The 9,581-nt window shown below is 66.3% G+C and carries 17 protein-coding genes; 9 read left to right on the forward strand and 8 right to left on the reverse strand.

The window, feature by feature from the left end; all coding sequences use genetic code 11:
- The 4 genes from KBY71_RS13215 to KBY71_RS13230 all read left to right on the forward strand — a co-directional run.
- On the forward strand, window positions 1–1,259 hold a 1,259-nt coding region (locus tag KBY71_RS13215), incomplete at its 5' end, for a peptide ligase PGM1-related protein (protein WP_254929359.1).
- 190 nt (window positions 1,260–1,449) lie between these two features.
- On the forward strand, window positions 1,450–1,656 hold the full coding sequence (locus KBY71_RS13220) for a hypothetical protein (RefSeq protein ID WP_254929360.1): 207 nt from the start codon (window positions 1,450–1,452) through the stop codon (window positions 1,654–1,656).
- An 81-nt stretch (window positions 1,657–1,737) separates the two neighbouring features.
- Window positions 1,738–1,926, forward strand: coding sequence for a hypothetical protein (locus tag KBY71_RS13225; RefSeq protein ID WP_254929361.1), 189 nt, complete (start codon window positions 1,738–1,740; stop codon window positions 1,924–1,926).
- Between the two features lie 10 nt (window positions 1,927–1,936).
- Window positions 1,937–2,485: a hypothetical protein gene (locus KBY71_RS13230; protein WP_254929362.1), complete on the forward strand. Its 549-nt coding sequence runs from the start codon at window positions 1,937–1,939 to the stop codon at window positions 2,483–2,485.
- A gap of 266 nt (window positions 2,486–2,751) precedes the next feature.
- Here KBY71_RS13230 and KBY71_RS13235 read toward each other — a convergent pair whose 3' ends face one another.
- From KBY71_RS13235 to KBY71_RS13245, 3 genes are all read right to left on the reverse strand, one after another.
- Window positions 2,752–3,141: a PIN domain-containing protein gene (locus KBY71_RS13235; protein ID WP_254929363.1), complete on the reverse strand. Its 390-nt coding sequence runs from the start codon at window positions 3,139–3,141 to the stop codon at window positions 2,752–2,754.
- Entirely contained in the window at window positions 3,141–3,401 is a 261-nt protein-coding gene (locus tag KBY71_RS13240) for an AbrB/MazE/SpoVT family DNA-binding domain-containing protein (RefSeq protein WP_254929364.1), read from the reverse strand. Before KBY71_RS13240 ends, KBY71_RS13235 begins: the two co-directional genes overlap by 1 nt.
- A gap of 67 nt (window positions 3,402–3,468) precedes the next feature.
- Window positions 3,469–3,825 carry a nucleotidyltransferase domain-containing protein gene (locus KBY71_RS13245; RefSeq protein ID WP_254929365.1) on the reverse strand — a complete coding sequence of 119 codons (357 nt, stop codon included), beginning with the start codon at window positions 3,823–3,825 and terminating at the stop codon, window positions 3,469–3,471.
- A 157-nt stretch (window positions 3,826–3,982) separates the two neighbouring features.
- On the opposite strand from KBY71_RS13245, the gene KBY71_RS13250 reads away from it, so the two are divergent.
- From KBY71_RS13250 to KBY71_RS13260, 3 genes are all read left to right on the forward strand, one after another.
- Window positions 3,983–4,417, forward strand: a complete 435-nt coding sequence (locus KBY71_RS13250) for a hypothetical protein (protein ID WP_254929366.1) — start codon at window positions 3,983–3,985, stop codon at window positions 4,415–4,417.
- A 95-nt stretch (window positions 4,418–4,512) separates the two neighbouring features.
- On the forward strand, window positions 4,513–4,938 hold the full coding sequence (locus tag KBY71_RS13255; protein WP_254929367.1) for a nucleotidyltransferase substrate binding protein: 426 nt from the start codon (window positions 4,513–4,515) through the stop codon (window positions 4,936–4,938).
- Window positions 4,935–5,261: a nucleotidyltransferase family protein gene (locus KBY71_RS13260; protein ID WP_254929368.1), complete on the forward strand. Its 327-nt coding sequence runs from the start codon at window positions 4,935–4,937 to the stop codon at window positions 5,259–5,261. Before KBY71_RS13255 ends, KBY71_RS13260 begins: the two co-directional genes overlap by 4 nt.
- A 16-nt stretch (window positions 5,262–5,277) precedes the next feature.
- On the opposite strand, the gene KBY71_RS13265 is transcribed toward KBY71_RS13260, so the two are convergent.
- Entirely contained in the window at window positions 5,278–5,670 is a 393-nt protein-coding gene (locus tag KBY71_RS13265) for a PIN domain-containing protein (RefSeq protein WP_254929369.1), read from the reverse strand.
- Complete coding sequence (locus KBY71_RS13270) at window positions 5,667–5,930, reverse strand: antitoxin (protein WP_254929370.1); 264 nt, start codon at window positions 5,928–5,930, stop codon at window positions 5,667–5,669. Before KBY71_RS13270 ends, KBY71_RS13265 begins: the two co-directional genes overlap by 4 nt.
- A 20-nt stretch (window positions 5,931–5,950) precedes the next feature.
- Here KBY71_RS13270 and KBY71_RS13275 point away from each other — a divergent pair, with 20 nt between their 5' ends.
- Entirely contained in the window at window positions 5,951–6,130 is a 180-nt protein-coding gene (locus KBY71_RS13275; RefSeq protein WP_254929371.1) for a hypothetical protein, read from the forward strand.
- Window positions 6,131–6,133: 3 nt separating this feature from the next.
- Window positions 6,134–6,439, forward strand: a complete 306-nt coding sequence (locus KBY71_RS13280) for a hypothetical protein (protein ID WP_254929372.1) — start codon at window positions 6,134–6,136, stop codon at window positions 6,437–6,439.
- A 211-nt stretch (window positions 6,440–6,650) separates the two neighbouring features.
- On the opposite strand, the gene KBY71_RS13285 is transcribed toward KBY71_RS13280, so the two are convergent.
- The 3 genes from KBY71_RS13285 to KBY71_RS13295 form a co-directional block, all read right to left on the reverse strand.
- A complete protein-coding gene (locus KBY71_RS13285; RefSeq protein ID WP_254929373.1) occupies window positions 6,651–8,543 on the reverse strand; it encodes a nucleoside-diphosphate sugar epimerase/dehydratase in 1,893 nt (630 codons plus the stop codon).
- Window positions 8,544–8,702: 159 nt separating this feature from the next.
- Entirely contained in the window at window positions 8,703–9,023 is a 321-nt protein-coding gene (locus KBY71_RS13290; protein WP_254929374.1) for a hypothetical protein, read from the reverse strand.
- Complete coding sequence (locus KBY71_RS13295) at window positions 9,010–9,294, reverse strand: hypothetical protein (protein ID WP_254929375.1); 285 nt, start codon at window positions 9,292–9,294, stop codon at window positions 9,010–9,012. The genes KBY71_RS13290 and KBY71_RS13295 overlap by 14 nt, the downstream gene beginning before the upstream one ends.
- Window positions 9,295–9,581 lie beyond the last annotated feature (287 nt).

Genomic DNA, 9,581 nt, shown 5'->3' on the forward strand with positions numbered 1-9,581 from the left:
CGGTGCTGGAGCTGCTGCCGGGGGTGCCCACCTCCCACGCGCGGCGGCGGCTGCACCTGGTCGACACCGACGACGCCTCCAACCGGCCCCTCACCGCCAAGCTGCTGGAGCGGCCGGCCCTGCTGACTCGGATCGCCGAGCTGCTGCGGCCGGGGCGCAGCTTCATCAACTGCTTTGTGGTGAGCGACCTGGAACGCCAGCTCTCGGAGCGGCTGCAGGTGCCGCTGCTGGGCACCGATCCGGCCCTGGGCTACTGGGGCAGCAAGGCCGGCAGCCGGGAGCTGTTCGCCCGCTGCGACGTGCCCCATCCCCCCGGTTCGGCCCTCACCCACAACCTCGACGACCTCACCGAAGCGGCGGCCGAGCTGTGGGAGGCCCACCCCACGTTGCGCCAGTGCGTGGTGAAGCTCAATGAGGGCTTCAGCGGCGAGGGCAATGCCCCCCTGCCGCTGGAGCCGCTGCAACTGGCGGAGGTGAGTGGCGCCGAACGGCGGCAGCGGTTGCGCCAGGCCCTGGAGGCCCTGCCGATGCCCTCCCCCAGCTGGAAGGAGCAGCTGGCGGTGCAGGGGGCCCTGGTGGAGGCCTGGCTGGAAGGGGGCGACGACCTGCGCTCCCCCAGCGTGCAGGGCACCATCCATCCCGGGACCGGCGGCCAGCCCGGCCAGGTGGAGGTGCTCTCCAGCCATGAGCAGGTGCTCGGCGGCGCCAGCGGCCAGACCTACCTGGGCTGCAGCTTTCCGTCGGCCGCGGACTACCGGTCCGAGCTGATGGGCTACGGCCAGGCGGTGGGCGAGGCGCTGGCGGCGGAGGGGGCGCTGGAGCGCTACGCGGTGGATTTCATCGCCCGGCGCTTTGGCGACCGCTGGGACCTGCAGGCGATCGAGGTGAACCTGCGCCAGGGGGGCACCACCCACCCCTACATGGCCCTCAGTGCGATCACCGGCGGCCGGTTGGATCCGGCCAGCGGGCTGTACCACGCCCCCAGCGGCCAGGCCCTGCACTACAAGGCCACCGACAACCTCACCGCCCCCCACCTGCGCGGGCTGCTGCCGGTGGACCTGATCGACATCGTGGCGGAGGCGGGTCTGCACTTCGACCCGGCCCAGTTGCACGGCAGCGTGTTTCACCTGCTGGGCTGCCTGTCGGAATACGGCAAACTCGGCATGACCTGCATCGGCCGCAGCGCGGCGGAAGCCGAGGCGGTGTACGCCGCCACCGAGGCCGAACTGATGCGGGCGGCCCAGCAGCTCAGGGCCTAGGACAGAGACCAAGCAGATGTGTGCTGAATTCTGTACAGGCTGTACGGAATCCAAACGGCGAGTACGGAAAGCCATCACGGACCCTTGTTCAGCCCACGGCCAGCCGAGCCCTAGCGGGATTCTCAGCCGGCTCTCATCCGCCGGGATAGACACCGGCGTTAGAGCAGGGGTAATCGCCCAGAAGCACGCCATGACCCACCCCACTCGAGGCAGCACCCAGGGCTTTGAACTGCCGGGGCTCAGGGGCTTCACCTTCCAGCTGGCCCTGCACGGCTCGCGGATGCAGCTGGAGGCCCGCCACGGCGGGGAGGTGTGGAGCACCTGGATGGAGCCCACCCAAGACCGGCAGCATGTGGCCGACCAACTCTGCCGCCAGCCCTGCTGCTGCCTGGGCTGAGTGGCTTGGCTGCGTCGCCTAAAAGCGTGGCTTGACAGGGCCAGTCCGATCCGGTTGGTTGGAGGGAGTTCCAGACCACCCATGCAGCGGACGGAGGCCCTCTCCATCCTTCGCCTCAAAGCCCTGCCCAGCACGCGGCAGGAGCTCTACCAGGCGATCCAGATCACCAACCCCCAGCTCGACGGCTGGGGCGATCAGGAGTTGGAGGCCTACCGGCGCCTGTGGCAGTTTCTGCCGCCAGCTGAAGCGCCCACCCGCCAGGCCGCCTGAGGCCCCTGCCATGCGCCACCAGCGCCCACCCAGCCCAGTCCTTCTGGCCGCCCTGCTGGCGGTGCTGCTGGTGGGTTGCAACGGCGCAGAGCGGCAACGGCGGGAACAGGCGGCGCGCGAGCAGGCCGCCGCCACCCAACGGCAACGGCAGCTGGATGGCCTGGTGAGCCGCTGCCGCCAGCAACAACCGGCGGTGCAGAAGCTTGTGCAGGAGCACGATCGCAGCGTCGCCGCCCTCAGCCAGCTGAGCCAGCAGCGCTACGCGCCATTGCCCCAGCCGGCGGCGCCTGATCCGGCGGTGCTGGCCCGTTTCACCCGCGAGGACCAGGAGCTGGAGCAGGAGCGTTATGCCCAGGCCCTGGCGCGCTGGCGAGAGGCCGATGGGGCCGAGCGGCGCCGCTGGGTAGCTGGGCAGGAGGCCCGGCGCCAGGAGCTGATGGCCCGCCAGAACGAGGCACGCCAGGCCCTCACCAAACTCGGTGTGGCGGCCACGGCGGCGGCCCGCACCGCCTGGAGCCGTTGCGAGCCGCAGGATCTCGCCCCGGCAGCGTTACGTTGAAATTAGTCAAAGCTCTCCCTTGAGCGACACCCCCCGCCGGCCCCAACGGGCAGAAGTACTTCCTGCACCTGCTGACACCGGAGCAACCAAGCTGGTGATTCAGGCCTACCCGGTGCTGGTGCCACGTGATCAAGCACAACTGGGTGGAGCACACGTTGCGCTGGGCGCCGCGAAGCCCGGCGCCACAGTCCCAAACGGGCCGACGGCAAGCGGGTGTACGACCCGGGCTAGGTGCTGAGTCGCGCCAGGGTCAGCCGCTCAAGGCTTCAGCCGAGCCACACCTGAGGGAGATCGGCGATGGCACGAAACTCGGGATCTTTGTGGAGAAGGGCGGCGCCAACCTGTTGCGCGGCCGCAGCGATCCAGGCATCTGCCAGCGACAAGGAATGGCGGGCCTTGATGCTGGCGGCTTGCACCAGCAGTGGTTCGGAAGGCTCCACCCAGTTCAGGGGCAGGGCTTTGAGTTGCTCATAGGCCAGCCGACCAGCGCGCTCATTTTCGTCTTTCCAAACCCGGTAGAGCACCTCCATGCGGGTGAGAAAGCAGGCACAACAGCGCTCAGGTTGCTCCAATGCTTGTTCGACCTGCTCAGCCCCCGGTTCGTCGTCGCGCAGGGTGAGCAGCGCTGAGGTGTCGAGCAGGAGCAGCGATGCCATCAGAGTCCTGCCGCAGGCTCGGCCTGCCGCTCAGCTTCGCGATCAGCCAGCAGGCGCTGGGTGGAGCCGCCACGGCTTCCCATGCCGCGAAAGGCTTTCACTGGTGAGGGGTCCACGGGCACAACCCGGATGCAGCCATCGTCCTCGACGATCCATTCGAGGCGCTGGGATGGGCCGAGGGCAAAGCGCGCCCTGATGGGAGCCGGGATCACGGTTTGCCCGCGGGCGGTGATGGTGCTGCGCACGAGCAAGACCCGCAAGGGTGAATTACCAAATCCTAATCAAGAACATTCACAGGGTTGGCGGCCATGTCAGACGCTCAAGGCATCAGTCAAGCCAGCGCAGATCGCGCTGCAGTTCCTGGCCCATGCGGCTGCCATCTGAGAGCAACGCCTGCAGTTCGGCGGGAGTGAGCACCAAGGCATCACAGCTGAGCGGCAGACGCTCCAGCGGCCAGGAGCAGAGGCGCTGGTGCTGGGGACCATCGGCGGCTTCATCGATCAGCAGCAGATCCAAATCACTGCCCACCGAAGCGGTGCCCCGGCCATAGCTGCCGAACACACCAATCCGCCGCAGGCTCGGCCGCAGACGGCGCTGCTCATCGGCCCAGGCGCGCACCTCGTGCAACACCTGCTCAGGCTGGGGCCAACGCAGCACAGATTGCGTCAACGAGCGCACGGGCATGGCTGAGGGCGTCTTGGCCGGGGCTATCGGGGTAGCGGGTGGGGATGTACAGGGCATCGAGCACCCGAAGGCGATCCTCCAGGTCTGACACCTTGGATAGGAGCTCGCGGCCGCAAACGCGCATCCGCGCTACGTTGAATTGAGCCAATGCTGTCCCTTGAGCGCCAGCCCCCGCCGCTCCCGCCGGCCCCAACGCCGCCAGCTGTGTTGCCCCGCCCATCCCGAGCAGCGGATCGAGGGCAACGGGCAGAAGTACTTCCTGCACCTGCTCACGCCGGAGCAGCTCAAGGCCCGGGGCATGCCCGACAAGACCGCCAAGCTGGTGATCCAGGCCTACCCGGTGCTGGTGCTCAGCAACGAGTGGCTGGAGGAGCTGTTCTGCCCGGCCTGCGGCACCAGCCGCTGGTGCCATGTGATCAAGCACGACCGGGTGGAGCACACGGTGCGCTGGGCGCCGCGGGACCTGTGGGAGCAGGTGGCCCATGTGGATCCGGTGGGGGCCAACCCCACGGTGAGCGAATACACCCGCCGCGAAGCCCGGCGATACAACCAAAAACGGGCCGACGGCAAGCGGCTATTTGACCCGGGCTAGGTGTGCGGACACCGCCAGCGGCATTGCAGGATGGAGCCCAAGGGTGCCGGGTTCACATTCACACCCGGCCCTCACCAAACGCCCAGACCGCAGCCATGGCTGATGCAGATGTGCGCTGGTTGCAGCGGCTTGAGAATTACGGACGCGCCCTTGCAGCTCTGCAGCGGGCTGTGGCCACGGCCCGCGAGCGCCCCCTCAGTGAACTGGAGGAGCAGGGGCTGATCCAGGCCTTTGAATTCAGCCACGAACTCAGCTGGCTGCTGCTGAAGGACTTCCTCTCCGATCAAGGGGTGAGCGGCGTGAGTGGCTCCCGTGACGCCGTGCGTGAAGCGGTGGTGCGGGAGCTGCTGAGCCCCGGCAGCGAAGCCACCTGGATGGCGATGATCCGCAGCCGCAACCTCACCAGCCATACCTACAACCCGGCTCTCGCCAAGGACATTGCGGAGTTGATCGTGGAGCGCTATGCACCGGCGCTGCTGGAGCTGCAGTTCAGCATGCAAGTGCGCGCGACGCAGCGATGACCATCCCAGGCCTGCCGAATGAAGCCAGCGAGCAGTTGCTGATGGCCATCAGCGCCCATCCCCGGGTGGAGCGGGTGGTGCTCTACGGATCGCGCGCGCTGGGTCGTCAGCGCAGTGGCTCGGATGTGGATCTCTGCTTAGTCGCGCCGGAGATGGGCCTTGCTGAGCTGCTGGAGCTGGGGGCCCAGCTGGATGACCTGCTGCTGCCCTGGCGGATCGATCTGCAACTGGATCACCTGATCACCCACGAAGGGCTGAGGGACCACATCCAACGCGCTGGCCAGGCTCTGTGGAATCGGGTGCCGTTGCCGTCACAGCCCTGAAACAGGAGCGACTATCTCAACAAGCCGAACAACACAACAAGCCGGGCACGTTGGCAAACACCTGATCGTGAGTGACCAGGGTGCGTTCCAGGGCCAGGGCTTGGGACGCAATCAGCAGATCCATCGCCGCCAAGGTGCTGCCAAGGCGCTGGAGATCTGCCCGCAACTGGCCATAGATTTTGGCCACCTGCTCATCAAAGGCCTCTACGGGGAGCACCTCAAGCAGATCACGAACCAGCGCAGCACGGGCTTCAGGCAACCTGCGACGCGCCAGGCCAAAGCGGATCTCTGCCGCAACGATGGCCGAGAGGCTGCAGCGTTCCTCTACAAACCATTGATCAAGCTGGGGGGAGCGGCGCTCCAGCAACAGGCGCACAGCGTTGGTGTCGAGCATGAAGCGTTGCTTCATGGCCAGTCACGCTCCTGTGCAGGCCCAGGTGTGGCGTCACGCTCTGCCAGGGCAGCGAAGCCTTCCGCGGCCTGGGGATCCCTATCGAGCAGAGCAGCCCGCTGCCGCAACCAGTCCAACGGGCTGGAGCGAAGTGGACGCAAGGTGACGATGCCCGTCTCAGGATCGCGATCGACATCGACCTCTGTGCCCTCAAACCGGCAACTGGCCGGCAGACGCACAGCCTGACTGCGTCCATTGCGGAACAACTTGGCGCGCATCCTCTCCAGCCCCGGAGGTCATGATCAGTCTAGACCCAGGCCCGGCCACGGGCTGGGCCATCAAGACGAGCTTCAATCCCCTGTTGGCGGAGCAGCAGCGCAACAGCCTGCTGCTAAGTGGTACAAACTTCTGCTTTGAAATGGTGTACTCCCACCCATCCAAGATTGATTTACTCGCCCGCGCCAAAGCCCTTGGCTAGGCCGTGATCATGGTGGTGATCCACCTAGAGCAGGCTGAACTCAATGCCGCATGGGTTGCACACCGGGTGCGTGAGGGCGGGCATCAGGTGCCCACCGAAAAGCTGCTCCAGCGCATCCCACAGATGCTGGCTCAGGTGCAAGCTTCGATTCCGTTGTGCGATCAAGTGAGGATGTTCGACAATTCCTCAGCCGACGATCCTTTTCGGCCCGTGATGACGATCGAGGCAAGTAGAGGGGAGATTCATCAACACCCCCTTACCTTCTTGGGCTGCCCAAATACTGAACCATTGAACCGCGCTTGTAATTGAGCAGCCAGCGACGCTCACGAGGCCACAGGCTGAAACCAACCGGCCCGAGAGCTGCGTCAGGTGAGGCCAAGCCGCCGTCCTCGCCCCCAGTGCGCCAGCGGACCTCGCCAGCGAGGGCACGCAGAACAGGCAGCGCATCCCTGTATGGGTATAAAGGCATAAAACAGGCAAAGAAAGAGTGTTGACTGCTGATCCGCTCCAGCAACACCCTTCAGCCCTGGGACCGGCCGCCAGCCTCACCCCGCTGCCACTCGGGCACCAACTCGGCCAACACGTTGAGGGCGACGGGTGCGTCCTGCCGCCGAATGGCGGCTTCCATCGCCTCGATCTGGGGCCAGAGCTGCTCGGGGGGGATGGATCGTTCGGTGGCGCGGTAGATGAGCGGATGGGCGGTGGGTTCGCTTTCGGCGTCAATCAGCAGTTCTTCGTAGAGCTTCTCGCCGGGGCGCAGGCCGGTGCAGACGATCTCAATGTCGCCCTGGGGGTGCTGGGCATCGCGCAGCGACAGGCCGCTGAGGCGCACCATCTGCTTGGCCAGATCGAGGATGCGCACGGGCTCGCCCATGTCGAGCAGGAAGAGGTCACCACCGCGGGCGAGCACGGCGGCCTGGAGCACCAACTGGGCGGCCTCCGGGATCGTCATGAAAAAGCGGATGATCTCGGGGTGGGTAAGGGTGATTGGCCCGCCCTTGGCGATCTGCTCGCGGAACAGCGGCACCACCGAGCCCGACGAGCCCAGCACGTTGCCGAAGCGCACCATGGCCAGCCGGATCGGATCGGCCGCCAGCTCCTGGGCCAGGGCCTGAATCACCAGCTCGGCCGCGCGCTTGGAAGCACCCATCACGTTGGTGGGGCGCACGGCCTTATCAGTGGAGATCAGCGTAAAGCTGGCCACACCGCTGCGGGCAGCTGCGCGGGCCAGCACCAGGGTGCCGAGCACGTTGTTGGCCAGGCCGGCGAGGGGATTGGCCTGCACCAGGGGCACGTGCTTGTAGGCGGCGGCGTGGAACACCACCTGCACGGCCTGCTCCTGCAGAACGCGGCTCGCCAGCTGGCCGTCGGCGGCGCTGCCGAGCACGGCCACCAGCTCCACATCAGCGGGGAGGCTGCGGCGCAGCTCCTGATCGATGGCGTAGAGGCTGGGTTCGCTGCGCTCGAGCAGCACCAGGCGGCGGGGCCTGAGCGCCAGGATCTGGCGGCAGAGCTCGGCGCCGATCGAACCACCAGCACCACTCACCAACACCACCTGGCCGGCGATGCCCGGGCCGAGGAGCTGGGGATCGGGCGGCACGGCGTCGCGGCCGAGGAGTTCTTCAATCGCGACCGGGCGCAGGGCATCGATGCGGGTGCGGCCGCTGGTGATCTCCTCCACCGATGGCACCTGCAGCACGGGGATGCCGAGGGGTTGAAGATCGTCCACGATGCGGCGGCGCTGGCTGCGGCTCAGGGAGGGAATCGCCAGCAACACCTGATCCACCTCATCGAGACGCTCGCGCAGGACCTGGGGCGGCTGGATAGGGATGCCGTTGATCTCACGGCGCCAGAGCCTGGGTTCGTCGTCGAGGAACAATTCCACGTCATGGCTGCCGGCATGGCGCAGGGCAGCAGCGAGCTGCACACCGGCGGCGCCGGCGCCATACACGGCCACGCGGATGAGAGCGTGGCGGGACTTGTTCTGCAGACTCACCAACAGATCCCGCAGCGCAAAGCGCACCGCCCCGGTGAAGCCAGTGAGCAGCAGCCAGAGCAGGACCCAGCTGCTGCGGGGCGGCAATGGAAGTCGCAGCATCACGCCCACGAGGGCTAGCAGCAACACCAGCAGTCCATTGCGGCCTGCGAGGCGATACAAGGCGTGGCTGCCCACGTAGCGGGTGAGGCCCTTGTATTGACCAGTAAACGCATAGAGCGGCAGGCCGATCAGCAGGGCGGCCGGCAGCATCCAGAGGCTCTGGAGGAAGTTGGCGTTGAAGGGATGGGCCAGGCGCAGCCAGAAACTGAGCCACACCGCCAGGGGAATGAACAGGGCATCGGCGGCGATCAGCAACAGGCGGCGCGGCAAGGGCGCGAGCCGTAACAGCTGGGCAGTGAGAGCGCGAAAAGTCATAAAAAAAGCCGCCGCCGCGGCTGCGACAGGGGCTCGGTGGGATGGGTTGTGCGAGCAGTGTCCATCGCTCTGTACGGGCTGTACAGATTCCTGAACCGTGGTGATCCAGATGCGCTGGGGAGCACGAGCCTGGCGCTGTTGGAGCCAAGCAGCCAAGGATCATTTCTTCCCGTACGTCGCGTCGTGATCCGGAGCAATGGTGAGGAGCCGCATGTACGCACCCTCACGAAGCGCCGTTGCCCTGCGTGAACGGGTGATCCGCAGCGAGTAGACGGCATCGATTCCAGCCGGTGGCTTGATGCTGGTGACCTTCTCCCACTTGATCCCCGGGTCGCGATAGAGCTGATTCCATGTGAGCTGGCGGATCTTGTTGAGGGTATCGAATGCCGCATGGCGCTCGGCCTTCTGCAGCATGAGCAACTGCTCCTGAAACACCGGGTTGTTCAGATCCAGCCTGATGGGGCCTTCAGGCTTCGCCACGGTCGAGGCGCTTCAGAGTTTCATCCAGATCGGCATCCGCTGGTGGGTGGCAATCGGACCAGGCCATTGCAGCCTGCAGGCTTGCCGCGGCCGCGGGTTCGTGCAACCAGCGCTCATTGTCTGGAATCACTGTGGCGGTGCGAACGATCCAGACGCCCGGCTCGGACTCTTCGACCAGAACATGGCGGCCGGCGTACTGCTTGCCCAGCGAGATCTGACCATTGCTACCGACGAGCTTGATGGCGGCGGGCAGAGGGAGCGCGGAAGCCATGGCGAGCGAGGCAACAGCATTCAGCCTATCGCGACTTTCGTGCGGCACCAATGGAGAAGTTGGCCGGAGCGCCGCGGCAGGGATGGGGGCTTCAAGCCATTCCGCCGTACTCCTCCAGCAGCGAGATCACATCTCGGACTCGCCTGGCGTTGCGTTCGGAGGGGTCGAGCTGGTGTCGGAGCTGAACAAGATTGCATTGAGCTTGCTGTTGAGCTCGGCGAGCCGCTCGTCCTCTTTCTCGAGTCGTTACCGGCTCCGCCGACCTTCGGCTACCGCCGCTGCTCGAT

The sequence above is a fragment of the Cyanobium sp. T1B-Tous genome (assembly GCF_024345475.1).
Lineage (GTDB): Bacteria > Cyanobacteriota > Cyanobacteriia > PCC-6307 > Cyanobiaceae > Cyanobium_A.

Excerpts from the sequence above, each read along its gene's own strand:
- KBY71_RS13220 (WP_254929360.1), top strand. The coding sequence starts at position 1,450 with ATGACCCACCCCACTCGAGGCAGCACCCAGGGCTTTGAACTGCCGGGG.
- KBY71_RS13225 (WP_254929361.1), top strand. The coding sequence starts at position 1,738 with ATGCAGCGGACGGAGGCCCTCTCCATCCTTCGCCTCAAAGCCCTGCCC.
- KBY71_RS13230 (WP_254929362.1), top strand. The coding sequence starts at position 1,937 with ATGCGCCACCAGCGCCCACCCAGCCCAGTCCTTCTGGCCGCCCTGCTG.
- KBY71_RS13235 (WP_254929363.1), bottom strand. The coding sequence starts at position 3,141 with ATGGCATCGCTGCTCCTGCTCGACACCTCAGCGCTGCTCACCCTGCGC.
- KBY71_RS13245 (WP_254929365.1), bottom strand. The coding sequence starts at position 3,825 with ATGCCCGTGCGCTCGTTGACGCAATCTGTGCTGCGTTGGCCCCAGCCT.
- KBY71_RS13255 (WP_254929367.1), top strand. The coding sequence starts at position 4,513 with ATGGCTGATGCAGATGTGCGCTGGTTGCAGCGGCTTGAGAATTACGGA.
- KBY71_RS13260 (WP_254929368.1), top strand. The coding sequence starts at position 4,935 with ATGACCATCCCAGGCCTGCCGAATGAAGCCAGCGAGCAGTTGCTGATG.
- KBY71_RS13265 (WP_254929369.1), bottom strand. The coding sequence starts at position 5,670 with ATGAAGCAACGCTTCATGCTCGACACCAACGCTGTGCGCCTGTTGCTG.
- KBY71_RS13270 (WP_254929370.1), bottom strand. The coding sequence starts at position 5,930 with ATGCGCGCCAAGTTGTTCCGCAATGGACGCAGTCAGGCTGTGCGTCTG.
- KBY71_RS13275 (WP_254929371.1), top strand. The coding sequence starts at position 5,951 with ATGATCAGTCTAGACCCAGGCCCGGCCACGGGCTGGGCCATCAAGACG.
- KBY71_RS13285 (WP_254929373.1), bottom strand. The coding sequence starts at position 8,543 with ATGACTTTTCGCGCTCTCACTGCCCAGCTGTTACGGCTCGCGCCCTTG.
- KBY71_RS13295 (WP_254929375.1), bottom strand. The coding sequence starts at position 9,294 with ATGGCTTCCGCGCTCCCTCTGCCCGCCGCCATCAAGCTCGTCGGTAGC.